Annotated in this window: 21 protein-coding genes; 12 read left to right on the top strand and 9 right to left on the bottom strand. The window is 65.5% G+C overall.

The features are described 5' to 3' along the window. Positions 1-19: 19 nt before the first annotated feature. The 6 genes from ACY65G_RS20205 to ACY65G_RS20180 all read left to right on the top strand — a co-directional run bounded on the left by ACY65G_RS20205 (position 20) and on the right by ACY65G_RS20180 (position 6,073). Positions 20-1,015: an EamA family transporter gene (locus ACY65G_RS20205; RefSeq protein ID WP_464999088.1), complete on the top strand. Its 996-nt coding sequence runs from the start codon at positions 20-22 to the stop codon at positions 1,013-1,015. 2 nt (positions 1,016-1,017) lie between these two features. Then, a complete protein-coding gene (locus ACY65G_RS20200) occupies positions 1,018-2,355 on the top strand; it encodes a D-tagatose-bisphosphate aldolase, class II, non-catalytic subunit (protein ID WP_464999087.1) in 1,338 nt (445 codons plus the stop codon). After that, a complete protein-coding gene (locus ACY65G_RS20195; RefSeq protein WP_464999086.1) occupies positions 2,346-3,542 on the top strand; it encodes an SIS domain-containing protein in 1,197 nt (398 codons plus the stop codon). Before ACY65G_RS20200 ends, ACY65G_RS20195 begins: the two co-directional genes overlap by 10 nt. Continuing rightward, entirely contained in the window at positions 3,526-4,494 is a 969-nt protein-coding gene (locus tag ACY65G_RS20190; RefSeq protein ID WP_464999085.1) for an N-acetylglucosamine kinase, read from the top strand. Before ACY65G_RS20195 ends, ACY65G_RS20190 begins: the two co-directional genes overlap by 17 nt. A 124-nt stretch (positions 4,495-4,618) precedes the next feature. Next, positions 4,619-5,386, top strand: a complete 768-nt coding sequence (gene agaR, locus ACY65G_RS20185) for a transcriptional repressor AgaR (RefSeq protein WP_464999084.1) — start codon at positions 4,619-4,621, stop codon at positions 5,384-5,386. A gap of 297 nt (positions 5,387-5,683) precedes the next feature. Next, positions 5,684-6,073, top strand: a complete 390-nt coding sequence (locus ACY65G_RS20180; protein ID WP_464999083.1) for a type II toxin-antitoxin system PemK/MazF family toxin — start codon at positions 5,684-5,686, stop codon at positions 6,071-6,073. On the opposite strand, the gene ACY65G_RS20175 is transcribed toward ACY65G_RS20180, so the two are convergent. The 7 genes from ACY65G_RS20175 to ACY65G_RS20145 form a co-directional block, all read right to left on the bottom strand. Further along, positions 6,045-6,533, bottom strand: a complete 489-nt coding sequence (locus ACY65G_RS20175; RefSeq protein WP_464999082.1) for a GNAT family N-acetyltransferase — start codon at positions 6,531-6,533, stop codon at positions 6,045-6,047. The genes ACY65G_RS20180 and ACY65G_RS20175 overlap by 29 nt on opposite strands. A gap of 122 nt (positions 6,534-6,655) precedes the next feature. Further along, positions 6,656-7,126: an ASCH domain-containing protein gene (locus tag ACY65G_RS20170; RefSeq protein WP_464999262.1), complete on the bottom strand. Its 471-nt coding sequence runs from the start codon at positions 7,124-7,126 to the stop codon at positions 6,656-6,658. Between the two features lie 162 nt (positions 7,127-7,288). After that, positions 7,289-8,254, bottom strand: coding sequence for a nitrilase family protein (locus ACY65G_RS20165; RefSeq protein ID WP_464999081.1), 966 nt, complete (start codon positions 8,252-8,254; stop codon positions 7,289-7,291). A 245-nt stretch (positions 8,255-8,499) separates the two neighbouring features. Next, positions 8,500-9,900 (bottom strand): DUF4832 domain-containing protein, encoded by a 1,401-nt coding sequence (locus ACY65G_RS20160; protein ID WP_464999080.1) that lies wholly within the window; start codon positions 9,898-9,900, stop codon positions 8,500-8,502. A 7-nt stretch (positions 9,901-9,907) separates the two neighbouring features. Further along, the gene (locus ACY65G_RS20155) at positions 9,908-12,607 is read right to left on the bottom strand and encodes an alpha-galactosidase (protein ID WP_464999079.1); all 2,700 of its coding nucleotides are present in this window, start codon (positions 12,605-12,607) and stop codon (positions 9,908-9,910) included. Further along, entirely contained in the window at positions 12,604-13,701 is a 1,098-nt protein-coding gene (locus ACY65G_RS20150) for an amidohydrolase family protein (protein WP_464999078.1), read from the bottom strand. The genes ACY65G_RS20155 and ACY65G_RS20150 overlap by 4 nt, the downstream gene beginning before the upstream one ends. A 70-nt stretch (positions 13,702-13,771) precedes the next feature. Continuing rightward, a complete protein-coding gene (locus ACY65G_RS20145) occupies positions 13,772-16,618 on the bottom strand; it encodes a TonB-dependent receptor (RefSeq protein ID WP_464999077.1) in 2,847 nt (948 codons plus the stop codon). Positions 16,619-17,311: 693 nt separating this feature from the next. Here ACY65G_RS20145 and ACY65G_RS20140 point away from each other — a divergent pair. Both ACY65G_RS20140 and ACY65G_RS20135 read left to right on the top strand, forming a co-directional pair. Continuing rightward, positions 17,312-17,677 carry a DoxX family protein gene (locus tag ACY65G_RS20140; RefSeq protein WP_464999076.1) on the top strand — a complete coding sequence of 122 codons (366 nt, stop codon included), beginning with the start codon at positions 17,312-17,314 and terminating at the stop codon, positions 17,675-17,677. Next, the gene (locus tag ACY65G_RS20135) at positions 17,674-18,294 is read left to right on the top strand and encodes a TetR/AcrR family transcriptional regulator (RefSeq protein WP_464999075.1); all 621 of its coding nucleotides are present in this window, start codon (positions 17,674-17,676) and stop codon (positions 18,292-18,294) included. The genes ACY65G_RS20140 and ACY65G_RS20135 overlap by 4 nt, the downstream gene beginning before the upstream one ends. A gap of 100 nt (positions 18,295-18,394) precedes the next feature. Here ACY65G_RS20135 and ACY65G_RS20130 read toward each other — a convergent pair whose 3' ends face one another. After that, entirely contained in the window at positions 18,395-19,312 is a 918-nt protein-coding gene (locus ACY65G_RS20130) for an alpha/beta fold hydrolase (protein ID WP_464999074.1), read from the bottom strand. Positions 19,313-19,697: 385 nt separating this feature from the next. Here ACY65G_RS20130 and ACY65G_RS20125 point away from each other — a divergent pair, with 385 nt between their 5' ends. Both ACY65G_RS20125 and ACY65G_RS20120 read left to right on the top strand, forming a co-directional pair. Next, positions 19,698-22,397: a bifunctional diguanylate cyclase/phosphodiesterase gene (locus ACY65G_RS20125; RefSeq protein ID WP_464999073.1), complete on the top strand. Its 2,700-nt coding sequence runs from the start codon at positions 19,698-19,700 to the stop codon at positions 22,395-22,397. Positions 22,398-22,485: 88 nt separating this feature from the next. After that, positions 22,486-22,722 (top strand): hypothetical protein, encoded by a 237-nt coding sequence (locus ACY65G_RS20120; protein ID WP_130188919.1) that lies wholly within the window; start codon positions 22,486-22,488, stop codon positions 22,720-22,722. A gap of 78 nt (positions 22,723-22,800) precedes the next feature. Here ACY65G_RS20120 and nhaA read toward each other — a convergent pair whose 3' ends face one another. Continuing rightward, complete coding sequence (gene nhaA, locus ACY65G_RS20115; RefSeq protein ID WP_464999072.1) at positions 22,801-24,015, bottom strand: Na+/H+ antiporter NhaA; 1,215 nt, start codon at positions 24,013-24,015, stop codon at positions 22,801-22,803. A 581-nt stretch (positions 24,016-24,596) separates the two neighbouring features. Here nhaA and ACY65G_RS20110 point away from each other — a divergent pair. Beyond that, positions 24,597-25,382: a thermostable hemolysin gene (locus ACY65G_RS20110; RefSeq protein ID WP_464999071.1), complete on the top strand. Its 786-nt coding sequence runs from the start codon at positions 24,597-24,599 to the stop codon at positions 25,380-25,382. Next, the gene (locus ACY65G_RS20105) at positions 25,379-26,956 is read left to right on the top strand and encodes an AMP-binding protein (RefSeq protein ID WP_464999070.1); all 1,578 of its coding nucleotides are present in this window, start codon (positions 25,379-25,381) and stop codon (positions 26,954-26,956) included. Before ACY65G_RS20110 ends, ACY65G_RS20105 begins: the two co-directional genes overlap by 4 nt. Positions 26,957-27,000 lie beyond the last annotated feature (44 nt).

Here is a 27,000-nt window from a genome sequence, read left to right as displayed (position 1 = left end):
CGCGGAGGACGAATCGAAGATGGAAAGCAAAACCAGCAGTGGATTTCCGCACCATGCGACCGCGATGACAGGCGGCGCTGCGGCCGGCACGGCGGCCGTAGCTGCCGTCACGCGCAAACCGCGCTGGCTCGGCTACGCGTTGGCCACTGCGCTGTTGTGGGGCGTGTGGGGCGCCTTTGCCGGCCTGCCCAGCCAGCACGGCTTTCCGGAAACGCTGGTGTACGTGGTGTGGGCGCTGACGATGGTGCCGCCGGCGCTGTTCGTGCTGGCGCGTTCCGGGGGGCGCGTGCGCCGCGACCGCACCGCGCTGGCCTACGGGCTGGCCATCGGCCTGCTCGGCGCCGGCGGCCAGATGGTGCTGTTCTACGCGGTGAAGGCCGGGCCGGCCTACCTGATCTTCCCGCTCATCGCGCTGTCGCCGGTCATCACGATCGTGCTGTCGTTCGCGTTCCTGCGTGAACGCACCGGTGCGATGGGCGTGGCCGGCATCGTGCTGGCCGTGTGCGCGCTGCCGCTGTTCGACTACAACCCGGGCGGCGCGCCGCAGCAGTACGGGCTGTGGTTCGTGCTGGCGCTCGGGGTGCTGGTCGCCTGGGGCCTGCAGGCTTACTTCATCAAGCTGGCCAATACACGCATGGATGCCGAAAGCATCTTCTTCTACATGACCGCGAGCGCGCTGCTGTGCGTGCCGGTGGCGCTGGCGATGACCGATTTTTCGCAGCCGATCAATTACGGGCCCTCGGGGCCGCTGCTGGCCGCCGTCACACAGATCCTGAACGCGGTCGGTGCCTTGACACTGGTCTATGCGTTCCGGCACGGCAAGGCGCTGACGGTATCGCCGCTCGTCAATGCCGGCGCGCCGCTGCTGACCACCGTGATCGCGATGGCGCTCGCCGCCTCGGTCCCGGGTGGCTACCGGCTGGCCGGCATCGGCCTGTCGCTGGCGGCAGCGCTGTTCCTCGCACTGCAACCGGATGACGGCGCCGCACCCCACGAATCAACCAAAGGAGTCTGACAATGGAATACATGTTGAATCTGGTGCGCCGCCACAAGGCCGGCGAACCGGTCGGCATCCACTCGGTGTGCTCGGCGCATCCGCTGGTGATCGAGGCGGCGATGGAAGTGGCGGCAGCGGCGGGGCCGGCGCAGCCGGTGCTGATCGAGGCCACGTCGAACCAGGTGAACCAGGATGGCGGCTACACCGGCATGACACCGGGCGCCTTCCGCGATTTCGTGCACGGCATCGCCGACCGCGTAGGCCTGGCGCGCGGGCGCATACTGCTTGGTGGCGACCACCTGGGACCCAATGCGTGGCAAGCCCAGGATGCCGGAACCGCCATGGCGAAGGCCGAGGTGCTGATCGAACAGTACGTGACGGCGGGCTTTCGCAAGATCCACCTGGACTGCTCGATGTCGTGCGCCGGCGATCCCGTGCCGCTGCACGACGATGTGGTGGCCGAAAGGGCCGCGCGGCTGTGCGCCGTCGCCGAGCGGGCCTGGCAAGCCGCGGGCGGCGAAGCGCCCGTCTATGTGGTCGGTACCGAAGTGCCGGTGCCGGGGGGCGCGCACGAGGACCTGGAAGAACTGAGCGTCACGACACCGGAGGCCGCGGCGCGGACGATCGCGGCGCACCGCAGCGCGTTCTCGGCAGCGGGACTGGATGGCGCGTGGCCGCGCGTGGTCGGCCTGGTGGTGCAGCCCGGCGTCGAGTTCGACCACCACAAGGTGATCGACTTCCGGCCCGAACGTGCCGTGGCCCTCGGCCGCATGATCGAGGACGTGCCCACGCTGATCTACGAAGCCCACTCGACCGACTACCAGACGCCGGCCAACCTTGCCGCGCTGGTGGCCGGCCACTTCGCGATCCTGAAGGTGGGCCCCGGCGCGACCTTCGCGCTGCGCGAAACGCTGTGGGCGCTGGCCGATATCGAGGCGGCGATGGCCGGCGACGGCAAGGGGGCCGGCTTCAAGGACACGGTGCTCGAGGTGATGCGTGCCGAGCCAGAGTACTGGCGCAAATACTACAGCGACGATCCGCGCGACCCGCGCCGCGCGCGCTTCGACCAGCAGTACAGCCTGAGCGACAGGATCCGCTACTACTGGCCGCATCCGGCCATCCAGGCGGCGCAGGCTCGCTTGCTGGCCAGCCTGGAACGGCAGGCGCCGCCGCTCACGCTGCTGAGCCAGTACCTGCCGGCCCAGTACGAAGCGGTGCGCGCGGGGCGCCTGGACAACCGGCCAGTCGCATTACTGAAAGAAGGCGTGGCCAGGGTGCTGCGCCAGTACATGAATGCTTGTAACAAGGACGCCTGCACGACAGGCGCCGCAACGAGGGAGCTGGAAGCATGCCAGTAGCAGACATCAAGACATACACGGAGTTTCTTGGCATCGGCGTGGAGCGGCTCGATGCCGCCGGCGCCGGCCTCACCGCGCGGGAAATCGCGCAGCAACCGGCCATCTGGCCCGAGATCGACGCACTGGTCACGGGCCAGCGCGCCGCGCTCGACGCGTTTCTCGGCCCGCTGCTGTCGCGCGGCGACCTGCGCATCGTGCTGACGGGCGCCGGCACCTCGGCGTTCATCGGCGAATGCCTGACACCCGCGCTGCTCGGTGCCGGCTGGCGCGCCGAGGCCGTGCCGACCACCGACCTGGTGTCCGGCCCGCAGCAGTTCCTGCAGCCGAAGGTGCCGACCTTGCTGGTGTCGTTCGGCCGCTCGGGCAGCAGCCCGGAAAGCGTGGCGGCCGTGGCGCTGGCCGACCAGCTGGTCGACGAAGTCCATCACCTCGTCATCACCTGCAACCCCGATGGAGAGCTGTGTCGCATGGCGCAAGGCCGCGCCAACGTCCACGCCATCGTGCTGCCGGATGCCACCCATGACCGGGGCTTTGCGATGACCACCAGCTTCACGTCGATGCTGCTGGCCGCCGCGAGCGCCTTCGGCGTGCTGCCGCCGGGTGCCGTCGCCGCACCCTCGGCCGCGGCGGCCAGCGTGCTGGAGACCATGCCGCCGCTGCTGGGAGCACTGGTGGCGCGGGGCTTCCGCCGCGTGGTCTACCTGGGCAGCAACGCGTTGCGCGGCCTGGCCCGCGAGGCGTCGCTCAAGCTGCTGGAACTGACCGATGGCCAGGTGGTGGCGCTGTTCGATTCGCCGCTGGGCTTCCGGCACGGCCCCAAGACCATCGTCGACAGCGACACCCTGGTCGTCGTGCTGCTGTCGAACGATGGGCAAGCGCGCCGCTACGACCTGGACCTGCTGCGCGAGCTGCGCAACGATGGCCGCGCCGGCCGCGTACTGGCATTGAGCGGACGCGCCGAACCGGCGCTGGGCGATGACTGCGTGGCGCTGCATGGCGTCGAAGATGCCGGTGACCTGGCGCTGGCGCTGCCGTACATCGTGTTCTGCCAGGCCTACGCGCTGCTGCAGTCGCTCGCGCTGGGGCTGCGCCCGGACACGCCGAGCGTGTCGGGCACCGTCAACCGCGTGGTGCGCGGCGTTACCATCTATCCGCTGACGGGAGACGGCCATGTTCCTCGGGGTTGATGGCGGCGGCACCAAGACCGCGTTTGCGCTGGTCGACCGGCAGGGGCGCGTGCTCGCGCGGCAGGAGGAGGGCAGCGCCTACTACCTCGAAGTCGGCATGGACGGCGCGGCCGCCGTGCTGGCACGCGGTTGCGCCTCGCTGTTCGCGGCGGCCAACGTCACCGCGGGCGATATCGACCATGCGTTCTTCGGCTTGCCGGCGTATGGCGAAGACCGCGACGTGCAACCACAGCTCGATGCGCTGCCGCGCGCCGTGCTGGGCCACGGGCGCTACCTGTGCGGCAACGACATGGTGTGCAGCTGGGCCGGATCGCTGGCCTGCGCCGACGGCATCAGCGTCATCGCCGGCACCGGGTCGATGGCCTATGGCGAGATCGAAGGGCAGCGTGCGCGTGCCGGCGGGTGGGGCGAGCTGTTCAGCGACGAAGGCTCGGCCTACTGGATCGCCCGCGCCGGGCTGGCGCTGTTTTCACGCATGAGCGATGGCCGCACGCCGCGCGGGCCACTCCATGCGCTGATGCGCGCGCGCCTGGCGCTGCAAGACGATCTCGATCTGTGCCAGGTCGTCTACGGCGAACTGAAAGGAGAGCGCAGCAGGATCGCCGCGCTGTCGCGGCTTGTCTCCGAGGCGGCAGGGCAGGGCGATGTCCAGGCATCGGCGATTCTCGAGTCGGCCGCCGGCGAGATCGCCGCGCTGGTCGACGCCGTGCGGGGCCAGCTTGGCGTCGGCTCCGGCACGGAAGTGGCGGTGTCGTATTCCGGTGGCCTGTTCGGTGCGGAGGGCCCGTTGCGCGCGCCGTTCTCACGGGCGCTGGCCGCCAGTGGGGCAGGTCCATACAGCCTGGTGGCGCCACGCCTGCCGCCGGTGCTCGGCGCCGCGCTGTATGCGGCGCTCCAGGCCGGCACGCCGCTGGACGTCGCGGCACGCCAACGCCTGGCGGACACACACTGACCCGCCACCGATCGCCAGGGAATGCCGCCATCGCACCGGATGGCGGCACGCAGGGCCCGGCTGTACTGTCAGCCCCTGCTGCAATCTGGTAAGCTGCTGTTTTATTAAAATTATTCGTCCGACCATGGGACAAACCGGTCAGCGCCGCGATGCCATCCTGAAGGCACTTACTGAACACACTTCGGTACAAGTCAGCGAGCTTGTGAAACAGCTGAACGTTTCGGCGGTGACGATCCGCAGCGATCTCACCGCGCTCGAAGCGCAGGGCCTTGCCATACGCAGCCACGGCGGCGCCACGCTGGCCCGCATGCCGCCGACCGAGCACACGGTTTCGCAAAAAGACGCGCTCAATCACGAACAGAAGGAGCGCATCGGCGCACTCGCCGCGAGCCTGGTAAAACCGGGCGAGAACATCATCATCGATTCGGGCACCACCACGCTCTCGCTGGCCCGCCACCTGCGCGACGCCCAGAACGTGACGGTCATGACCAATGGCCTGAACATCGCATGGGAACTGGTCAACGCACCCGGCGTCGACCTGATCCTCACAGGGGGCCTGCTGCGCAAGCAGTCGCTGTCGATCCAGGGATTGCAAGCCGAGGCCTGTCTGCAGGCCTACAGCTTCGACAAGCTGTTCCTTGGCGTGGACGGCCTGGACCTGCAGTTCGGCGTGACGACCCACCACGAGGCCGAAGCGAGCCTGAACCACAAGATGGTGGAACGGGCCAGGAAAGTCATCGTGCTTGCCGATTCCACGAAGTTCGGCTTCATCAGCCTGCACCGCATCGTCCAGCTCGATCGCGTCAATACCATCATCACCGACGGGGATATCGAGCCGCAGTATCGCGATGGGTTGCGGGATGCGGGTATCGAACTGCTGGTTGCCGACTGAGGGGGCTCGGCACACCGGACGCTTGCCTCGGGCAACAGCGACCTCCAGCGATCAGCCCGCGCCGCGGGCCAGTTTCGGCGTTTTTCCTGACGATCGCACGGCTTACCCATTCGGCCACCGCGGGCTCGATGTAATTCGCGTTCAGTCTCGCGGCCAGCGACTGCACGATCGCGGCGCGATCGGAAGCGTCGGCATGGTGTCGTCTGCCGCCAAGGCGAACGGCGACAACTGAGTGCCCAACCTGCAATCGCGCGATGCGGTTGGCATTCGAGCTCGCACTTGTACTATGATCGCGCCATGGCGGCTAATTTTACTTTGCACGGCAATAAGCAGATCCTGCGTGGCGAAATCTATTGGGTGGCGCCTGAAGAAGATCGTGGCGCTGTTCCTCCGATCGCGCACCCGTACGTTGTCGTTCAAGACGATGTATTCAATGCTTCACGGGTCCACACCGTGGTGGTATGTGGAATCACTTCCAATATGAAGCGTGTGTCGGAGCCTGGCACGGTCCTGCTCGACGACGGGGAGGGCGGCCTGACCAGACGCAGTATCGTGCTGGCATCACAGATTTCCTGCGTCGGCAAGATACAGCTGGGCGCACGAATCGGCATGCTCGGGGGCGAACGCGTCGAGCAGATTCTCGCGGCACTCAGGTTCGTCAATAAAGCCCAGCAAGCTCGCAGCTGAGCGAGCAGGAACTGCCATCCTGGTTTTTGGGCAAGACAAGGTGCAACAGCGGATACGGGTGCCCGAAGGGGTCCTTCTCGGAGCGTCCGACCGTGCGAAACCCCATTTTCGAATAGAAGCCGACTGCCTGGTGATTCTGTTCGTTCACATCGACTTTTGTCGCTTCCAAATGCGTGACCGCGAAATCGATCAATGTGCGACCTGCGCCGCTGCCGCGATGCGTGGGGTGCACGAATAACATCTCGATATTGCCCTCCGCGACACCGATAAACGCGAATGGCTGATTTGCGGTATCGCGCAAGCAATACAGCGGCGTGAACGTTTGCAGAATCTGGCGCACGAGCGGTACCAGATCGAGGATCGCCTGTTCGCCAAGGAAATCATGTGTCGCACGGACAGATTTTTCCCACACATCGAAAAGACGTGGCAGGTCGGATTCATTTGCTTTATCGATAAGCATTTATTCACTCTAGAAGTCAGGCATCACTGCCTGGGAAGGCTGGAAAAACCGCCGGGATTTCCTGCCGTATTGCTGTCATTGTGCAGGGGCAATGGGAGAATGGAAACGGCAAGGAAACCTCGTCATGGAAGGTGTACTTTGAACCATTCGCAAATCAATTCCGTCTCGTCATTGAATCTCGCGCCGTGGGCAGCTGCTTCCCGCCTGTACCAAGCGCCGATGTGGGTGCGGAACCAATCCAGTGAGCGATCGCCCTCGCCGTAGTCGAATGCAAAGGCGCTGCCGATCCGGTTGAATGCGGTGACAGCGATGCGTTCCGTTTCGAGGATCGCCAACGGTTTCCCACTACCATCGATGAGCGCGCTGAGAGCGCCAACGAAGGGGAGCTTGCTGTCGGGATAATGCCATGATGCCGACGAAGTCGCCGTCTTCACGCCCGACAGGATAAGTTGGGCGCCCTGGTTTGCCTCCGCCGGCGTGCTGCCGATTCTGACCGAATGATAGAAGCGGGTTTCTTCGCCAGGAAAGCGGGTCGCAAGCCAGGCTGCGATTCCGGGATCGAGGTCCACGGGTGTTTCGTTTTGTTGACTCATCAAGGCGCTTTCGTTTTTCTCAGCATTCCGATACGGTTGCGCGAAGCTGAATGCTCTTCGTTGCCCAAGATATCAGCGGCCTGGCGTATCTGCGCCCTACCCATCGAGGGCTTGAATCCGTGCTTCCGGTAAAAGGAACTGTGGGCATGGCGGGCTGCCGGATCAGATCGAAGTCGGCGCTTCGGAAAACCGTGCAGCAATTGCATCGAGCTCGTTCCCGGTCGCTTCGCCGATCCGCCGGTAGAGCGCAGGCCGGCGGCCACGCATCCATCTGCGACCCGTGCAGCGCTCGAGCAGCGACAGGTCAAGCTGGCCGCAAACCAGTTCGTCGCCGGCTTTCCATGTTTCGTTGATGATGCGCCCATAGCAGTCGATCAGCATCGCGTTGCCCGTGCGGACTTCGCCATGATCCTCTCCGACGCCGTTGGAGAAGACCAGGAACATGCCGTTATCGTGCGCCCTCGCGGGCAGCCAGCGCATTAGCCAGCCGCGCCCCTTGTCACCCCGAAACTCGGCCTCGATTGCTTCCGGATCGTGCCTGCGATTGCGCCACAGGGCTGGATCGATCACGCCCATGGCATGCGGGCTCCTGGATGCGGTGCCACCTGTCTGGTGCGGCGCCAGCAGGATGTCGGCGCCCAGCAGAGCCGTCATGCGCGCATTCTCGACCAGATTGTTATCCCAACAAATCAGGATGCCCAGTTTGCAGCCCAGCGTCGAGTCGAACACCGTGTAACGGTCGCCGCACGCGATATGCTCGCTTTCGAACGCATGGAGTTTTCTGTGCACATGCCAGCGTCCGTCAGGTTCTGCCACGACATAGCTGTTATAGAGGGTTCCGTGGTCATTTTCGATGAGCCCCGCGCCAATGACCATATGGTATTGCCGGGCAAGTGCCAGCAGATGCTGTGTACTCGGCCCATCCGGCACTTCCTCCGACAGCTTTTCGATGCTGTCGCGCGGCATGCCGATGATGTGCCAGTACCCGGTGACGCACATCTCCGGAAAAACGGCGAGCTGTACGTTTTGGGATGCGGCTTGTGCGGCAAATTTCGCAATCAAATTCAAGTTGGCTTGCTTGTCTCCTGCGATGTGCTGGAACTGGATGGTTGCTGCCTGGATGATCATTTACCGTCAGCCTTTCGATCTGATGGAGCGTATTGAGGTCTCTCCGACAATCGTAGGGGAAAAACGCTGACAGGATGTCGGAAAATTGTCGAGGCCATCGCGCGTCCAGCTTTCTGCATCAAATGGCAGCGAGGAGCTGACTGCTCACCGCTTGCATCCGCAGGCGAAGGCGACGTGCAGACATGCGCATCGCGCCAAGGCGTCGCCATATTCATGGAGGGATTGCCACGCGCGGCGACGACGCTTCAAGGGATGCCCAGTATCGTCCCCGTACGGAACGCTCCCAGCTGCGCATCCCATGCCTGCGCCCGGGCGGGGGCCGCGGCATTGGCAGGACGTACGTTGTAGCGGACATCGTTCGCAAGAGAGGGCGCGCCGTCCGGCAATGCAACCAAGACGTCGTACTCACCCGCAGGAGTACCGCCCGGCACGGTCAAGCGTGCGGTGACCCTGCTGGTACTCCCCGGCAGCCAGTCGCGTGGGTCGATCGAAGCCAGGGCAATCCGCACGACAGCCCCGGTGTGCCGGTGCCTCAGCAGAAGCAGCACGCCGCGCGGATTGAACGCGCGTGCCCAGCCGCTGTTGCGTACTGCCAGCGCCAGCTCGCCCGACTGGCCCGCTGCGACCACCGCGCTGTGCCGCAATGTCATCAGTTCGAAGCGGTAGCCCATGCTGCGTTTTACTTCGGCCATGCAGCCTTGCGCCTCCCAGCGCGTGTGGAAAAGGCGGCGGTAATAGGTGTCGTTCAGGTAGGTCAGGCCGAACCGGCGTCCTTCGCGCAGGATGTCGTCGCAGTGCGTGCGCGGCGTCGGCCTGGCCTCGTCCGCCGGGTTGCAGGTCTCCGCGCCGAAGGGGGCCGCGGCCGACAGCGCGGCGACATAGTCGCGCTCGCGCTGGCGGGTCGCGGCATCGTCGCTGTAGGTGCCGACGTCCGTGCGCGAGGCCATGAAACAGTCGTTGTGCACGCCGATGCGCGAGGCGGCCGAACCGTCGCGCCAGCGCGGTGCCTGCGGTGCCCACGCCATCAGGTAGGGCGGATAGCGCACTTGCAGGAACCTGTCGGGCGGCAGTGAGCCGAGCAGCGCATCGCGAATGCGCGTGCGCGCCGCCGGCAGGGTAAGGGTGTTCGACGACGTGTGCCATTCGCCCCAGGCCCCAATGAAGCCGGCCTGCAGGTAGGCGATGACATCGGCGTTTGCCGCCAGCACCGGCTTGAGTTGCCCGATGTGTCCGACAACGCGGTCGAGGGGCGCGTCCTGCGCCGCCCGGTACCCGGTCTCGCCCGCGGGATAGTTGTAGAGAAAACGCGGAATGAGTTTGAGTCCCGCGCGCCGTGCCGTCGCAAAACCTTCGGACAGCCCGGCGAGCAGGCTTTCGGGCAGCGGGCCCCTGGCGTATGCGTCCAGCCGCACCGGCGCGTAGACGATGCGGTAGCCGGCCTTGAACTGCGCATCGGCCTGCGACTGTGTCCATGCGGCCAGGTTGTCCGCCGCCCAAACGTACATGCCGCGCTCGGGGTTGGCGATCTCCTCGTCCGTTGCACCGAAGGTGGTTTCGACCACTTCGGCTGGAAGGGCAGGGGATGCGTGGGCCTGCGCCGCAAACCCGAGGAGCAAGGCGAGAGGCAGCAGGCGTTTCATCATCATGCGCCGGTCAAGAAGTGGTCAACAGGCGGCCGAAGGCGGCCGGCACGTGGAAGTCGGGCACGCCACCTCCGCTGCCCGTGCTTGGCGGACTCCACGCGGAGAGCACGCGCCCCTTGCCGGCGCCTTCGCGGCCTTCGACGCGGAACAGGTTCAGCCGCCAGCCATCCTCGGCGCCACTGCGCATCGGCACGGCCAGCTCGGCGGTCCACACCCTGTGCTCCGCATCGACATGCGCCCGCGCGCGGCTCTCGCCGACGATGCGCTTCTTGCCCGATACCTCAACGGCGACGTCCAGCAGCAGCCCGTTCGGCGACACTTCTACCTCGCGGTAGCTTTTCAACCCCGCGCGCTCCGGCGCCTGCAGGAATACTTCGACGACATCGCGCTCCCACAGCGGCCAGATGTCGGTCGCCGAGCCAGCGCGATCGAACGTGTTCAAGGTTTCGTACTTGCAGATGAAGCGCAGGTAGAGGTGGCCCGCGCCGCGCAGCAGTTGCACGCGCGTCGATTGCGGGCCGGCGAGCGGCCTGCCTTGCCAGTCGTGGCGGAAGAAGGTCGCGGGCGCATCGGCCCATTGCGATGCGCGCGGGAAGCCGTCCGCCGCCACGCCCGATACCTTGCCGGCGAATGCCACCGGCAAGGTATCGGGCATTTCGGGCCGCGCCTCGATCAGCAGGCTGTGCGTAAAGCGCAGGGGGAGCGTGGGTTTGTCGGCCGTCACCCGGCCCAGGTCCTTGCCGGTGAGCGCTTCCCGCACCGTCCACACGCCCGGGCCAAGGCCACGCAAAGTGACAACGCCGTCCCACTCGCCGGCATAGAACGCGTAGTGCAGGGCGCCACTTCGCTCGACGACATGGGTCTCGGGCTTGTCGAAGCCCAGGTCGTACAGGTCGCCGCGGTAACGCCCTTCGGCGAGGCGCTGCCTGTTGTAGAGGTCCACCCACTGGCGCCAGTGCGCCTCGCGCTCGGGCGTCAGCAGGAAGGAATCCTTCGGCTTGGGATCGACCGGCCAGGTGAACTTGGTGGCCACCACGGCACCGATGCCCACGCTGGAGGCGAAGTCCTGCCCGCCGGTGCTCAGTTCCACATGGTCGCCCGCGTAGGCGGACCATGGGCCCATCAGCGCCTTCAGCGTCTTGCCCTTGTGGCGCACCTGCCAGCTCGACAGCGGGTCGGACGACGGCGCCTGGTCCATGTACGGCATGTTGTGGAAGGCGTAGCTGGTGCCGCAGGGGCACACTTCGACCACTGCCTCGGGGTTGGCCGCGTGCGCGACATCATGCATGACTTTGTAGAAGCTCGACACCGCCTCGACCGACTCTTCCGGCCGGCCGTGCTTGTGCGCGGGATTGAAGCAGGGTGCCACGCCGTTGAGATGCTGGCCGTCGACCTTCAGGCCGTCGAAGCCCCAGTCGGCGATGATCATGCGGATTGTTTCGGCCAGGCGTGCCTGCGTCTTGCCGTAGGCGGGGCACAGGTAGAAGCAGTTCCACCACGAGACGTCCTGCGGCGCGCCGTTCTGGTCGAGGAGCAGCAGGTCCGTGTGGTCGTGCAGCTCGTCGCTGCCGGGGGCCACGGCCAGCGGCGCGATCCACAGCCGCGCCTTCATGCCGCGCGCGTGGATGTCGGCCACCAGCGCCTTCATGTCGGCGCCGCCGCGCGGGAACTTGGCGAGGTCGGGCGTCCAGTCGCCCGTCTTCACCTGCCAGCCATCGTCCAGCACGGCCCACTTGAAGCCCAGTTCCTGCACCTTCGGCAGCGTGGCGCGCACGTACTCGAGCGAAAAGTCGCGCTCGTAACCCCACGCGCACCACTGCGCCTCGTAGGCGCTTTGCGGGGGCTCCGGAGCTGCGAGCCCCTGCGCGGCCATCAGGCGGCGGTAGCGGTCCAGCGGCACGTAGAAGTCGCCCCGGTGTACGGCGATGAAGCTGGGCGGCGTGGCGAGCGTGGCGCCCGGCGCCAGCGTCTGCGGCACGTCGCCGCGCAGCGAGATATCGACCCGGTCGCCGACCGCCTTCACGGGCAGCGCGACCAGCAGCGGTTGCAGGGCCAGGTGGCCGACGGCCAGGCCGACGTCGCGGCGCCAGACGTCGACGACCGGCGTGCCGCCGCCGTAGTCGGACGCGTTCATGCCCATGAAGTTGCGCTGCTCGAAGCCGCGCTTGACGGGCTGCACCCAGTCGCGCCGGTCGGCGTGGCTGGCGCCGGAATAGGTCCAGTAGCCACCGGCGTGACGCGGCGTGGCGGCCAGGCGGTGCGCGCCGTTCACCCATGCGTCGATGGCGAGCGGCTTGCTGCCTGTGTTCACATAGCTCACATCCAGCAACGCGACGCCCGGATGCTCGTCGAGCAGCGTGACGGTGACCCGCTTCTCGATGCCTTCCACGGACCGGCCGACAAGGCGCAGTGCCTGTCCCGAACCGAACGGCGTCGTGGCTTGGGCCGGGTCGGCTTTTTGCAGCGCGAAGCGGCCGAGCGGCTTGCCGCCCACGACCAGGTGTTCGCTGGTGTCGAAGCCGGTCAGCGCGACGGGCTGCCTGCCGGCCAGGCTGAAGACGCGGCAGCGCATCTGTTCGTCGAACTGCAGCGACACCGTGGTGTCCTGCACGCGCACGTGGCCCTTGCCTTCGGCGGCGCGGGCGAACGGCATCTGTGCGGCAAGCGGCGCGGCGCCCAGCCACTGGAGGAATGCACGGCGCGCGGTCATTGTTCTGCTCCCCAAGCGTTGGGGAAAGCCCTCTGGGCATTCGTGCGGTAAAGCTTGTCCACCACCTGGCGCGGCAGCGCGAGGCCCTGGATAGGGTTGTCGAGATCGGCCACCTTGAAGCTCTCGTCGGTGTTGAAGTAGCGCCAGTGCATGCGCCACACTTCCCCGGCCTCGCGGCCCAGCGCGGCGCCATCCTGGCCGGGGGCCTGCGCCATGTCGCTGCCATAGAGGATGCGGTCCTGGTACTTGATGAAGAAGCGGCGCACGCGCTCGCGGTCTTTCTGGCTCTGGTACTGCACCTGGCCGATGCGCGCGGCGATGTCGACGACGGCCGTGGGGAACTTGTCGAGGAACGCGGCCAGTTCGTCCACGTCGCGTTCCAGCGACGCCAGGTGCACGCCGATGAAGCGCAGCTGCGGGTGCGCCGCGACCATGCGGTCGCGCGCGGCCATCTGCGCTTCCCAGCTCGGCATCTCGGGGTGCTTGTGCATGTGGTATTGCGGGTGGGCCTTGAAGTATTCGCGGTCGTTATTGACCGTCATCTTCTCCAGGGGCAGCCAGCAGTTGTGCGGCTCGCCCTGGTGGCCCAGCAGCGGAATGCCCTGCCGTGCGAAGTCCTCGAACAGCGGCGCAAAGCGGGCATCGTCGATCATGACCAGGTGCTGGTTCCGGTTGCGCAGGCTCATGCCGATGTTCTTCCACACCTTCACGCCCACCGCGCCGGCCGCCCTCGACGCGGCGATGCGCTGGCGCGTCGCAGGCAGCCATTCGGGCTTGTCCGAGCCGTCGACGGTGAAGCTGGCGATCCACGCCACGTCGCGCGGGAACGCCTTCTTCAGCGCGATGGCCACGCGCTGCTGGTCGTCGAGCGGCGGGAAGTCGGGGTAGTCGACGTTGATCGTCAATACCTTGAAGTTCTGGCGCTTCGCCGCTTCCATGAATGCGGGTGCCGGGTCGTGCAGGTGCAGGTGCGCGTCGATCTTTACGACGCGCGTGTAATCGGCCATCGTGTAGCTGGACTCGCCCGCCGCGTGGGCGGAGAAACACGCCGTCCCGGCGAGCAGGGCGGCAAGGGAGAAAGCAAGAATTCGCATCGGGTTTCCATTGTTCGGTAGAGCGGTTCCGGGCCGGGGCGCGGCTGGACTGACAGCGCCCCGTCCCGCTTCAGAACTTCCAGCTTGCTCCCAGGGTGACGGAGCGGCCGTAGCGGTAATAGCCGTTGGGCAGGCTGATGGTACCGTTGCCGAGCGAGGGCGCCTGCTCCGCATCGGTCAGGTTGTTGCCTTCGATGCTGATGCGCAGCGACTTGTTCACCTCGTAGGCCAACTGGGCTGTCAGCCACGTCATGGATTTGGCCGTCTCGTTCCAGCCGGCGCCGATCACGTTGGTGGCCGTCACGAAGGAATCGGTGTAGTCGGCCGTGGTGCTCATGCTCCATGGGCCCCGCTCATACAGCAGGCCCAGCGACGCGGTCGCCGGCGCGATGCCTTCGAGCGGGCGCTCGACGCCGTTCACCCAGCTGCTCGACAGGTTGCGCGTGTACTGCGCGCGCACGCCGAAGCCGTTGTCGAACAGGTGCTGCAGGCCGATCTCCATGCCGCGCGCCTTGGCGCTGTCGCCGTTGATGGGCCGCTGCACGTTGAACAGACGGCCGCCGGGTGCGCCGATGTCCTGGCCTGTCAGCCATTCGTTGGTGATCTGGTTCCTGATGTTCTTCTGGTAGACGGCGAAGGTCAGCGCGGAGTTTTTCGCGTAATACCACTCCAGCGACACATCGGCCTGGCGCGCGGTGTACGGCTTGAGGTTGGCATTGCCGCCGTAGATCTGCGTGAAGTCGCCCCAGGAGATGCTGGCGGTGGTGCTGGACGGCGCGAGCCTGTCCACCGACGGGCGAGCCATCGTCTTGGCGGCGCCGAGCCGCAGCTGCAGGGTGTCCGTGAACGAGTAGGTGAAGTTGAACGATGGCAGCGCGTAGGTGTAGCTGGCATCCTGCTTCACGACGGACGGATCGGCATAGACGGCCGTGAAGTTGAACGCGCCGTTTTCCACGATGTCGTTGATCTTCGCGTCCCACGCCTGGGCGGAGGTCTTGGTATGCACCAGGCGCACGCCGACATCCGCGCTCCAGTTGTCGCCGGCCAGGTCGGCCTGCACGAAGCCGGCCGTGGTCTTCTCGCTCACGCGGTAGCTTTCCAGCGGGTTGAAGGCGGGCGCCGACAGGGTCGAGCTGTACACGCCGCCGCCCGGCCGGGGCTGGCCGTCGAAGGCCTTCAATGCCTGCGCGTAGCTGTTGACGTCGAAACCGAGGAAGCTGCGCGGGAAATTGCCGCTCACGCCCGACAGGAACTTGCCGGGGCTGAGCGTCTGGTTGATCACGTTGCCGCCCAGGGTGCCCACGTTGATCGCGCTCGCGCCCGAGTAATGGTCCTGGCCCGCATTGAACGCGTTGTTGATCATGTCGCGCGATTTCTTGCGGTTGGTCTGGCTCACGCCGAACTTGAGCCGCTCGACATTGAAGCGGTCCAGCTTCCATTCGCCATCCACCGTCGCGCCGCGGATGTTGTCGTCGATGTTGTCGCCCGTGCGGCTGTAGAAGTGGGTATTGAAGTCGCTGCCGCTGAACAGGCCCTGGGCCAGGCCGCTCTGCAGGTCGCGGCCATCGGCGAGGGTGGTCGTTACGTCGGGCACGGCGGCGCCGGTCAGCCGGATGCGGGTCACGTTGGGCTGGTTCATGCGCAGCACGACGTACGTATCGTTGCCGCCCGAATTGCGCTTCGACGTGGACTCGTAGATGTCGCCGGTCAGTTTCAAGGTCGGCGAAATTTTCCATTCCGCATTGGCGCCGTACATCGCCGTATCCACCACGCGGTACTCGGTCTTGTTCAGGACCTCGGGATTGAGCCGCAGTTCGGGGTCGGTGCTGGACAACGTCAGGTCGGTCACGACGCCATTGGTCACCTGCATGTTCGACCAGCGGCCCGGCGCGTAGAGCGGGTAGAACGACAGCTGGTAGCCGACCTGCGGCGAGTCCAGCCGGGTCTTGAAACCGTCGACGACAACTTTCAGGTCGCGGTTGGGCCGCCATTCCACCTTGCCCGAAACCGCCAGGCGTTCCTTCTTCTCCATGATGGAGCCGAAGCGGAACTGGCCCGGCCCGACCAGGCCTTCTTCATCGGCGTCAAGGATGCCGTTGCCGTTGGGATCGATGGCGCCGCCCCACGTGTTGCCGAACTCCCAGAATTGCGATGGGTCGCTCGGCACCGCGTTGCGCGACCAGCCGCCGTCGTTGCCGGCCGTGTCGGTGCGCACGTCGCGCTTCGCATAGACGACGCCGAGCAGCACGCCGATGGTGTCGCCGAAAGTGTTGCTGTACGTGCCCGACAGCTTCTTGCCGTTCAGGTCGCTCATCTGGTTGCGGTCGCCCTCCAGGCGCAGCAGGCCGCGCTGGCCTTTCTGCTCGAACGGGCTGGCCGAGCGCAGGTTCACGAGGCCGCCGATGGCGCCTTCGATCAGCTGTGCCTGGGTCGACTTGACGACGTCGGCGCCGTTGATGACGTCCGCCGGCAGCACGTCGTAGGCGAAGTAGCGGCCGGCGCTGTCGGTACCGAGCAGGCGGCCGTTGAACGTGGTGATCGTATAGTCGGGACCCAGGCCGCGGATGCTGACCCGCTGGCCTTCGCCGCCGGCCGTACGGGAGATCGAGACGCCGGTGATGTGGCTGAGCGAATCGGCCACGTTGTTGTCCGGGAAGCGGCCGAGTTCGGTCGCACTGATGCTGTCCTGCACGACAGCGGAATTTCGCTTGAGCATCAGCGACTGTTGCAGGCTGGCGCGGGTACCGGTCACGATCACCTGTTCCAGCTTTTCGGCATCGGGCGCGGCGGTGTCCTCCTGCGCGCTGGACGGCGCCGCGATGGTCGCCAGCGCGAGCAGGCAGGCGGAAGTCAATGGTTTCAGCACGAAACAGCGGTCACTGTTTGCGTGCGGGCGGCGTTGCAGGTGAGAACTCATTAAACGCTTCCTTCTAGAGGTTTTTGGAGCGGCGCAGGGCGAATGCCGGTAATCGGGAGGAGATGCCCGATCGTGATCGCGAGTCTTGCCAGTCAGGCTCCGACCGGCAGGTACCAGTTCGATCGAGCTTTCGTTTGATTTCGTATTGTATCTCTCCTTTTTCATGCCTTTCGAAGCGGATATATCGAAAATGGCTGGAAAGGCGCCATCGGTTACAGTGATTTTGAGTCTATAGCGATTCCGTATGGCAGACAAAGCTTCTTACGTTTTTTCGAATAGACTGTTGTTTTCTTGCGATTTGGACCATTTGCTTTCGTTCGAAAGCGATTCTTACGCAAGTCGCTGGGTCGGTATTTGCCCTCGGACAGCGATCGTTGGATACCGGGCAGCGGCTCTTCCACGCCTGCATCTGCCTGGCGGGCGCGTTGCCTTGCTGTATCGGGCGGGGAGGGAACATGCGACTCGAAGTCATCCGCATCGCCTCGGTCGACCCGTTCGGGGGCCACTGGCCGGTGTGACTGATCCAGAGGTGGATGGCTGGCTGCGCGCGGGTGTCAGCGACAGCACTATTTCCGGGCCGGGTAACGAAAAAGCTCCCTGACAATCCACGTCGCATATTGAAGCTGGCAGCGCGGATGTTTTTTCATACTGGGGAGTGCGATATTCTGGGATTTTCTTCTGGAGCAAATGTTGATGGATATGATTCTTCGCGCGATGTTGACGGTGCTGTTCTGGAGTGCCGGTATTTTTGGCGTGTTCAATTATTCCGCGGTGGTCGCGGAAGTTCGTGCGGTGGGGCTGCCGTTCGAACACGTGGTTGCCGCCGGCACCATTGCCCTGCAACTGGGTTGTTCATTGATGGTCATTACGAATGTCGCGAACTTCGGCTGGCTCGGCGCCGTCGCGCTTGCGCTGTTTACCTTGCTGACCATACCGTTCGGTCACGCGTTCTGGACCTTTTCGGAGCCACAGCGGACGGCGGAGCTGCACATCGCGCTGGAGCACCTGACGGTCATTGGCGGGCTGCTGCTGGTTGCGTGGCACCTGAAGCGCCCATGACCGGGCCGAAGCGCGGCCGGGGCCGCCCCAGGAAGCTGGAGTGCAGGGAGACCCTGATGGCGGCCGGCAGGGATCTATTACTCAGCCACGGCCTGCGCATGACGGTCGATGCCGTCGCGCTGCGTGCCAAGGTGGCCAAGACAACCTTCTATACCTATTTCAAGGACAAGGAGGCGTTCATCGAAGCGGTCATGCTGCGGGAGTCCGCCCGCACGATGAGCGACGAGGAGTACCGCGCCGCCATCGGTGGCGATCCCCGCGCGCTGCTGGTCGAATTCGGGGTGCGCTACCTGTCGTTCGCGAACGAGCACCGCCTGGCTGCCTGGGACCGGGTCATCACGTCGGCGAACGACGTCTATCCCGAACTGGCCTTGCGCTTGTATGAAGCGGGGCCGGGGCGGGTCTACGCGATGCTGGCGGAAATCCTGCGCAGCGCGGTGCAGGACGGCAGGCTCGCTATTCCAGATCCCATGGCGGCGGCGGAAGAATTGGCAGGCATCTGGTATGGACACACGATCCTGCGGGTCAACCTGAAGATCCGCGGGCCGCTGAGCGAGGATGAAATCCGGCAGCGCGCCGAGCGGGGCGTGGACCTGCTGTATCGCCTGTATGGGTGAACCATGCTGCTGACCCGGCCTTTTCAGGACGTTCATCGACAAACCTGCCGCCGCGCCGATCGTCGCCGACGCAAGGGCGGCTTGCTCGGCCTTCCGGCAATTATTTGCCGTGCACGAAAGCCAGGACGGCCTGGATCGTCGCGTCGGGCGCTTCTTCCATCAGCCAGTGGCCGGCGTCAGGAATCACCTTTTCGGTGACGTTGGTGGCGGCGTTGCGCATGACGATGGCTTCATTGGCGCCGAACGACTTTTCACCGCCGATCGCCAGCACGGGCATCGTCAGTTTCGTCTTGCCGGATTCGGCATTGTCGACGACGTCCTGCCGAATCGACTGGAACTGGCTGAAGGCGGCCTGCATGGCGCCGGGCGCGGCATAGAGTTTTGCGTAGTGCACGCGGGTGCTTTCGTCGACCTTGCCCGGGTCGCCGGCAAACTCGTTCCAGAAACGGTCCAGGTAGATGCGCTCGCGGCCCTGGACCAGGCGCAAGGCATCCTTGCCGCCAAAATCGAAATGCCACAGGGCGCTCTGGCGGACGATCTGCTCCCATGGCGCAATGCCCGGCACCGGCGCATCCATCACCACGAGCCTGGTAGTCTTGTCCCGATAACGCGCCGCATAGGCATAGGCCACCATGGTGCCGATATCGTGGCCGATGATGACCGCCTGGTCGACGCCGAGCGCATCCAGCACGGCGCGGACATCACCGGCCTGGTTCTTTTTTTCATAGCCTGCCGCGGGCCTGGACGACAAGCCCATCCCGCGCAGGTCCGGCACGATCACCCGGTGATCCCTGGCCAGCGCCACCGCCAGCGGCGTCCACATGTCCCCAGTGTCGCCAAATCCATGGAGCAGCACCACGGCGGGGCCGCTGCCGCCCACCCGCACATGGATGGTGACCTCCGGCGTCTTGATGTTTTGTAGCTTGAACGTGGCGGGATAGGGCAGAGGCGCGGCCCCAACCGGTGCGAATTGAAGGGCGGCGATGAGCGCGACGGCGCAGGCAAGGTTGAATCGCATGGGTTGGCTCCAGTGGGTTGAAAACACGGAATAACCAATGGAGCATGCTCGCTCTACACACGACCGGGGGAAATTCTCCATACAATCGGTGGGGAGTGTTGCAAAAATATAACTGATTGCGCTGGCATGCTAAAACGCCTTGAACCGGCCGCTTGGCACGCGGTGTCCTCGGCGCCCTGAGCATGCAGCCGCCACCACCGTATATGGGGTACACTGCTTGCTCTTTCAGCAAGATCATCATGCTTTACCCGGGTATGCCGGGCCTGGCCCCGGCGCGCGATGGCGCGCTCCAGGCGTGAAACCTCGGCGCGGTTGCCGAGCCATGCGACCGAGTGCCTGTCGACGCGCGGGCAGCTCTTCCATTGCCGATCATGCGTCCACACTCATGGACTTCAGACCAGGAATTTCCTTTGTCGCGCGGCGCTCGAGGCTGATCCTTTTCTGGCCGATCCTGTCGCTGTGCATTGCCATCCTGGGCTGGGTATCCATCCTCGACACGCTGGAACGGGAACGCCGCGCGCGGGAAGACGATGCGCTGCGCAATGCCGCCGCCATTGCGCGGGGATATGCCGAGCACCTGGGCCGCACCTTCCACATGATCGACCAGATCCTGCAGCACGTGCGCTTCGAATGGGCGCTCAGCGAACAGCGCCTGCGGCTGGAAGGGCCCAGCGCGCCCGGTCTGTTTCCCTCCACCCCCATCTTTAACGTCGGCATCGTCGGCGCCGATGGAAAACTGGTCACCAACACGCTGCCGGTTCGCTCGGAAGACGTGGCGGACCGAATGTATTTCCGCGTCCATCGTGATCTGGTCGATACAACGCGGCCGGCCGATACCCTGTACGTGGGCGCGGCGGCCATCGGCCGGTCGACCGGGCGCAGTGTCGTGCATTTTTCCCGGCGCCTGACCGGCGGCGACGGAAGTTTCTCCGGCGTGGTGCGCGCGGCGGTGGCGCCAGCCTACCTGATGGCCAGTTATGACCGGGTCGCGCTGGGCGGCAACGGGCTGCTGTCGATCCTGGGCAGCGACGGCGAAATCCGGGCCAGCCGGGTCGGCGAAAGCGTCTATAAATCGAACACGAGTCCATTCGCCGCCACGGCGCTGGCCGCACAGGCATTGCGCGGCGGACTGCTGGCCAGGCCCGGCGGCAGCATGCTTGTCGATGGGGCCGCGTGGTTCGTCGACCGGCGCAACCGTTACCTCGGCTGGCAGCGGGTGCCGGGATATCCGGTCATCGCCGTTGCCGGTGTCGACCAGCAGGAAGCGTTAGCCGCCTTCGAGGAGGTCAGGGCGGATACCGTGGCGCGCACGACCATCAGCACGGTCGTCCTGGCCTTCTTCACTTTGATCGCCATGGCGCTGTCGCTGCGCCTCGGCTGGCGCAAGTACCAGATGGAACTCATCCGCGAAGCGTACCGGCTCGCCACGGAAGAGGGTACCGAAGGGTTCTACATCTGCCGCGTCATCCGGGACAGGAACAGTACCATCGTCGACTTCGAAGTGATCGACTGCAATCGGACCGGGGCCGAGCTGTACGGGAAGCCGCGCGAGGCCATGATCGGTGCCCGGCTGTCGAGTCTTCACCAGGCGGACAGGAGCGACTGGCGCGCCCGCCTGCTGCGGCGCTTCATCATCGCCGTGGAACGCGGCGTTTTCGAGGACGATATCGAAGTGCCGGCCAGGGGTGGGCCGGAAAAGTGGTATCACGTGAAGATGGCGCATTCGAAGGGCCTGTTGTCGGTGACCGCATGGGATGTCACCGAAAGCCGGCAGCACATGTTCGAACTCGAGCGCCGCGGCAATGAGGATCCGCTGACAGGGCTGCCGAACCGCCACTGGATGACCGCCTACCTGCCGGCTGCATTGCAGCGTGCGACGGAGAATAGCGGCATGGTGGCGCTGCTGTTCATCGATCTCGACGGCTTCAAGAACGTCAACGATACCGCCGGCCACCACAGCGGGGATGCACTGCTGCGCAACGTCGCGAAGCGCCTGACACTGGCGGTGCGCCCGGCCGACCATGTCGTGCGGGTTGGCGGCGACGAATTCATCGTGATCATCGAGCAGGTGCACGACCGTGCAGCGGTGGCTCATATCGCCGAACGCGTACTGCACGCGTTCCAGGAACGGTTCCACGTCGCCGGAAGCAGCTATCCTGTCGGTGCTTCGATCGGCATCAGCCTGTTCCCGGAAGATGGCACGGAGATGCAGGAACTCCTCACGCATGCCGACGCCGCCATGTATGCCGTCAAGACCAGCGGCAAGATGAACTATCGTTTCTTCGATCGGGAATACTACGAGACCGTCCGCGCGAAGATCGACCGCAATGCGGAGCTGCGGCACGCCCTCGACGCCGACCAGCTGATCCTGTACTACCAGCCGCGCATCGAGGTGGCCACGGGCGAGACGTGCAGCCTTGAGGCACTGGTCAGGTGGGCCCATCCGACCAGGGGAATCCTCGAGCCGATCGATTTCATTCCTCTTGCGGAAGAAACGGGGCTGATCGTGCAGCTCGGCGAAGTCGTCATCGACAAGGTCTGCGCGCAGATGGCCTACTGGTCGCGACAGGGAAGGCATATCGTCCCGGTGTCCATCAATGTGTCGCCCCGGCAGTTCAACGAATCCGACGTGACCGAAGTCCTGCGCGAGGCGCTCGTGCGCCATGGCATCGCTCCGGAACTCGTCGAGATCGAACTGACGGAATCGTCGATGACCGCCGATAACGTCCACGTCTCGCAATCGCTGGAAGACATGCAGCAGTTGGGGATCGCCCTTGCCGTGGACGATTTCGGCACCGGCTACTCGTCACTGTCGCAACTGCAGCGGCTCGATTTCGATGTGCTCAAGGTGGACAAGGCTTTTACCGCCGAACTGGAAAAGACCAGCGAGGGCAGCGTGTTCTTCACGGCGATCATCACCATGGCCCACGCGCTGGGCATGCGGGTCGTGGCGGAAGGCGTGGAAACGGCTGGCCAGGCCCGCCGACTGAAGCAGCTCGATTGCGACGAGCTGCAGGGTTATTTCATTTCGATGCCGCTGCCCGCCACGGAAACGCAGCCGGTGCTGGCGCGGTGCGTGTTGTAGGCAGCCGTTGGCGCCGGCCACGCAGGCTGGCGTGCGCCACCGCCGCGCAACGCTGAGTACCATCGCAAAAAACTTCAAGGAGAAAACCATGCCGCGAGGAGCGAGCCCGAAGCGCGAGCGCGAAGCCAAGAAACTGGAGCGCAAGTTCAAGAAGGAAAAACGGTATGCCGGCCGCGAGGACGAGGTGGCCGCCCGCATCGTCAACAAGCAGCGCGCCAAGAGCGGCGAGACGAAAACCCGCCACAAGCCGCCAAGCCGCTCGGCATCGCGGCGCAAGTCCCGCACGAGCCGCTCGCGCACCCGCCGGTCGCCGAAGAAATCCTGAGTATCGACACAGCGCGCACGCTTGCGCGCTGTCGTGCATTCAAGGCGGCCTGCGACAGCGATGCAGGCCGCTCGGCTTTTACCGTGGCGTACCCTGTTCCAGGTCCATGGTATCGGGATCCGTGTCGCCCGCCATCGGTGCGCCCTTCAGTTTCAGCCACGCGAACCCGAGCACGCCGGCCACCAGCGATGCGGCCAGGATCGCCATCTTCGCGCCATTGATCACGTCCGCCTGGCCCGTGAACGCGAGATTGGTGATGAAGATCGACATCGTGAAGCCGATCCCGCCCAGCAATCCCGCGCCCGCGATGTGCCGCCAGCCCAGGTCCAGCGGCAGGCGGCACAGGCCCAGTGCCACGGCCGCAAAGCTGAACAGCACGATGCCGATCGGCTTGCCGACGACCAGGCCGGCGATGATGCCCAGGCTGTTCAGGCTCGCAAGTTCCGCAGCCCAGTCCGCGCCAATCACGATGCCCGTATTGGCCAGCGCGAAGATCGGCAGGATCAGGAAGGTGACCGGCTTGTGCAGGAAATGCTCGAGGCGGTGCGAGGGCGACGCGGTGTCGTCCTCCTTCGCGGAATACGGAATCGCAAAGGCCAGCAGAACACCGGCAATGGTCGCGTGCACGCCCGACTTGAGCATCAGGAACCACATCAGCGCACCACCGACCAGGTAGGGCAGCAGGGCCATGATGCGCAGCAGCCGGTTCATCGCCATCAGTGCGGCAAATACGGCCGCCGCGCCCAGCAGATAAAGGAAGGACAGCTCGCTCGTATAGAACAGGGCGATGACGATGATCGCGCCCAGATCGTCCATCACCGCCAGCGCCGTCAGGAAGATCTTCAGCGAGGCCGGTAACCGGCTGCCGATCAGCGCAAGCACGCCAAGGGCAAAGGCGATGTCGGTCGCCATCGGGATGCCGACGCCTGCCTGGGTGGGCGTGCCACCATTCAGGCTGAAGTGAATCAATGCCGGCACGGCGATGCCGCCGGCCGCCGCGAGCATCGGCAAGGCGGCATTGCGCAGGTCGGACAATTCGCCGTTATTCAGCTCGCGCTCGAGTTCGAGACCGATCAGCAGGAAAAATACCGCCATCAGCCCGTCGTTGATCCAGTGCTCGACGCTCAGGCCGGCCACGACGTGATGCCAGAAGCCGAGGTAGGCGGTGCCCAGCGAAGAATTGGCGATCGACAGCGAGAGCAGGGTGCACAGAATGAGCACCACGCCGCCGGCCTTGCTCGACTCGATGAATTCCTTGAAAGTGCGGGAGAGGCTGCGTTCGACGCGGATCATGCTGCCTCCGGTGCGGCATGGAAGGCGGGGGAATGGACGAGAGAAAGGACGAGAGAATCGGCGGAGGTCAGGACAGTGATGATCATGATGGTCGCGAAAAAGCCGCGTGGCGGCCCGACCATCGCGCGTCCTGCCGTACCCCCACGGTACGAACACCCGGCCGTTATTATAGCGCGGCATCGTTGTCGATCAACTACGTAACGTGAAGAGAACGCGGGCGATGGCGCCTCGCTGTTCGACGTTTCCTCGGTTTCGCCCGATCACGCTGCGACGACCGACCTGATCCTGCTCGACACGATCGAGATCATCGCGGTCCGGCCGTTGTTCGCCGTGTGGGTACGCGCGCATGCGGCGAGGGTGGCCTGGCGGCGGTCGGCGACCGCTTGTCACGTGCCGATTGTTGCCGTAAACATCGTCGAGATGCCCCGACGAACCGATACAAATCTGCGAAACATCCGCTCAATTTCCCGAACATTCGTTCTATACCATGCATTGCGTCGGTTGTGATTTCACGACCAGGCCAGGACGAAGGCCAGTTCGTCCACCTCTCTCCAGCCTCATATTGCACATCAGGGAACGACATGAAGATACCAGCAGCCATCGATAATGCAGTGCACACCCAATCCGCAAGCGCCCCGGGTTCGCCCGCGGCACCCGCGCCAGCCGGAGGCCTCGCATTCCAGCTCGACCTGGGCGACCGTTCCCTCGTGTTCAGGCTGGTCGGCCCGGACGACCGGTACTACGGCGCCGCCGTCGAACTGGCGCGGGCCGTCTACCTGCGCGCCTATGGCGCCACCACCGCGCCCAGTCCGCATCGCTTCATCGTCTGCATCGACCTGGCGACCGGCGCGGCCATTGCCTGCGCGGGGCTGACCTTTGCCGGCAGGGCGCCGCTGTTCTCGGAACACTACATGGACGCGCCGGTGGACCGGGCGTTGACCGGCTTGTTCCAGCGTGACGTGGCGCGGCGCGATGTCGCCGAAGTGTCGACCCTGGCGACGATCGAGCCCACGATCGGCACGGAACTGATGCGCGTGATGCCGCTGGTCTGCTGGTACATGGGGTTGCGCGGCGTGGTGTGCACCGTCACCACGAAGCTGCGGCGCTGCTTCGAAGCCATGAAGCTGCAGTTCCATCCGATCGCGGCGGCCGATCCCGCACGGCTCCCGGTCGTGCCGGGCGTGGAATGGGGCACCTACTACGACACCCGGCCCATGACGGGCGCGATCCGCGTCGACACGCTGGGCGAATACTTCGACACCGTCAGCTGCCGCTACAACCAGCATCTTCTGGCTGAGGAAAGCGCGAACGACGGTGCCGACGTGAGCGTCTCCTCGGCAAAGCCGGCGATGGAGGTGGCGGCATGAAGCATTTCATCGACAGCATGCGCAGCATGATGCGCGAACGCGCAGGCGACGTGGCGATCGTGCAACTGGATGGTACCGTGTCGCCAGGCCGTGTTGTCGATTACGGCACGCTGGGGCAGGAGTGCAATGCGCTGGCGGCGGCGCTGGCTACCCGGTGCGCGCCAGGCAGCACTGTCGGCCTGGTGGCCGCCAACTCCATCGCATGGATCGAGGCCGACCTCGCCCTGCTGATGGGCGGCCATGTCGAGGTGCCGGTGCCGCTGGCGTTCAGCGCGGAGCAGGCCGCCCATCTGCTGGCGCCGTGCAGCGTCGTGCTGACCGACGATGAAGGCCAGCGCCGCTTCGAGGCATGGCGAGCCGATGCGCCGCAGGCATTCGGGTCGATGCCGTGCCTGTCCATCGGCCGGCTGATCGACGACGGCTCTGTCGTGGCGACCCGGGCCCTGTCCGCCGGCACCCTGGCGGACCGCGTCTGCAAGGTGATCCATACGTCCGGCACCACGAGCGCGCCCAAGGGCGTGCGTATCCGTGCCAACGGCCTGGACGCGCTGCTCGCATCGCTGTGGCGGCACGCCACGCGGGACGACTACACGCGCTACCTGAACCTGGTGCCGTTCAGCCTTTTGATCGAGCAGGTGACGGCGCTGTACATGCCTTTCGCGGCGGGCGGCACCGTGGTGTTGCCGCCGGTCGGCGAAGCGCCGCTGGGCGATCCGGGTGCCGTGGCCGCCGACAAGCTTGCCCTGTTGCGGCGCGCCCGGCCCAGCGCCGTGACGTTGCCGCCGTCGCTCGTGGAAGCGCTGGCCAATGCGGCGGATCGCCTGCCGGACCTGGATGCCGAATCGCTGTGCGAGGCGCTGTTCGGCCGTTCCACCACGCCGCTGATCGCGGCGGGCGGCGCACCCGTCGCCGCCGCCACGATCGGGCGGCTGGCCCATCGGGGCATCACCGTGCTGCAAGGGTATGGCCTCTCCGAGAACAGTTCCGTCGTGTCGTGGAACACGCGGGCCGAGAACCGGATCGGCAGCGTCGGCAAGCCGCTGGCGCACGTGGCGGTCAAGCTCGCGCCGGACGGTGAGCTGGGCGTACGCAGCGCTTCGCTGTTCGCCGGCTACAGCGGCAGCGATCCCAGCGCCTGCCATACCGATGCCGACGGCTGGCTGTGGACGGGCGATCTGGCCGACATCGATGCCGATGGCTTCATCACCATCATCGGCCGCAAGAAGAACCTGATCATCACGGCGCACGGCCGCAACGTGTCGCCGGAACCGGCCGAGGCATCGTACCGCAGCGTGGCCGGCGTGCGCGACATCGTGCTGCTGGGCGAAGGGCAGGAAACGCTGTCGGCCTATGTGCTGACGGCGGCCGGCGCCGACCGGGAAGCACTGCGCCTCGAACTCGAACGGCATGGCCAGCGCTGGCTCTCCGGCGTCGAGCGCGCTGCCACTTTCGTGTTCGAAACCGATTCGCCGGCGCTGCGCGCCAGCCTGTTCACCGTCACGGGCCGGCCCCGTCGCCAGGATGTCGAGCAGCACGTCCGCGAACGCCAGGCAGGCAGCGCAATGGCCGCCTGACCGGCCACCACAACATCACTTCAATCTGGACTTCTGGAGAAACA

The organism is Pseudoduganella sp. jia 12 (genome assembly GCF_055502675.1).
The sequence above is the reverse complement of the archived record's forward strand: the minus strand, read 5'-3'. Positions and strand labels throughout refer to the sequence as shown.

What these genes read in the sequence shown, in the direction of transcription:
- ACY65G_RS20205 (WP_464999088.1), top strand. Translation starts at nt 20, where the DNA reads ATGGAAAGCAAAACCAGCAGTGGATTTCCGCACCATGCGACCGCGATG.
- ACY65G_RS20200 (WP_464999087.1), top strand. Translation starts at nt 1,018, where the DNA reads ATGGAATACATGTTGAATCTGGTGCGCCGCCACAAGGCCGGCGAACCG.
- ACY65G_RS20195 (WP_464999086.1), top strand. Translation starts at nt 2,346, where the DNA reads ATGCCAGTAGCAGACATCAAGACATACACGGAGTTTCTTGGCATCGGC.
- ACY65G_RS20190 (WP_464999085.1), top strand. Translation starts at nt 3,526, where the DNA reads ATGTTCCTCGGGGTTGATGGCGGCGGCACCAAGACCGCGTTTGCGCTG.
- agaR (WP_464999084.1), top strand. Translation starts at nt 4,619, where the DNA reads ATGGGACAAACCGGTCAGCGCCGCGATGCCATCCTGAAGGCACTTACT.
- ACY65G_RS20180 (WP_464999083.1), top strand. Translation starts at nt 5,684, where the DNA reads ATGGCGGCTAATTTTACTTTGCACGGCAATAAGCAGATCCTGCGTGGC.
- ACY65G_RS20175 (WP_464999082.1), bottom strand. Translation starts at nt 6,533, where the DNA reads ATGCTTATCGATAAAGCAAATGAATCCGACCTGCCACGTCTTTTCGAT.
- ACY65G_RS20170 (WP_464999262.1), bottom strand. Translation starts at nt 7,126, where the DNA reads ATGAGTCAACAAAACGAAACACCCGTGGACCTCGATCCCGGAATCGCA.
- ACY65G_RS20165 (WP_464999081.1), bottom strand. Translation starts at nt 8,254, where the DNA reads ATGATCATCCAGGCAGCAACCATCCAGTTCCAGCACATCGCAGGAGAC.
- ACY65G_RS20160 (WP_464999080.1), bottom strand. Translation starts at nt 9,900, where the DNA reads ATGATGATGAAACGCCTGCTGCCTCTCGCCTTGCTCCTCGGGTTTGCG.
- ACY65G_RS20155 (WP_464999079.1), bottom strand. Translation starts at nt 12,607, where the DNA reads ATGACCGCGCGCCGTGCATTCCTCCAGTGGCTGGGCGCCGCGCCGCTT.
- ACY65G_RS20150 (WP_464999078.1), bottom strand. Translation starts at nt 13,701, where the DNA reads ATGCGAATTCTTGCTTTCTCCCTTGCCGCCCTGCTCGCCGGGACGGCG.
- ACY65G_RS20145 (WP_464999077.1), bottom strand. Translation starts at nt 16,618, where the DNA reads ATGAGTTCTCACCTGCAACGCCGCCCGCACGCAAACAGTGACCGCTGT.
- ACY65G_RS20140 (WP_464999076.1), top strand. Translation starts at nt 17,312, where the DNA reads ATGGATATGATTCTTCGCGCGATGTTGACGGTGCTGTTCTGGAGTGCC.
- ACY65G_RS20135 (WP_464999075.1), top strand. Translation starts at nt 17,674, where the DNA reads ATGACCGGGCCGAAGCGCGGCCGGGGCCGCCCCAGGAAGCTGGAGTGC.
- ACY65G_RS20130 (WP_464999074.1), bottom strand. Translation starts at nt 19,312, where the DNA reads ATGCGATTCAACCTTGCCTGCGCCGTCGCGCTCATCGCCGCCCTTCAA.
- ACY65G_RS20125 (WP_464999073.1), top strand. Translation starts at nt 19,698, where the DNA reads ATGGACTTCAGACCAGGAATTTCCTTTGTCGCGCGGCGCTCGAGGCTG.
- ACY65G_RS20120 (WP_130188919.1), top strand. Translation starts at nt 22,486, where the DNA reads ATGCCGCGAGGAGCGAGCCCGAAGCGCGAGCGCGAAGCCAAGAAACTG.
- nhaA (WP_464999072.1), bottom strand. Translation starts at nt 24,015, where the DNA reads ATGATCCGCGTCGAACGCAGCCTCTCCCGCACTTTCAAGGAATTCATC.
- ACY65G_RS20110 (WP_464999071.1), top strand. Translation starts at nt 24,597, where the DNA reads ATGAAGATACCAGCAGCCATCGATAATGCAGTGCACACCCAATCCGCA.
- ACY65G_RS20105 (WP_464999070.1), top strand. Translation starts at nt 25,379, where the DNA reads ATGAAGCATTTCATCGACAGCATGCGCAGCATGATGCGCGAACGCGCA.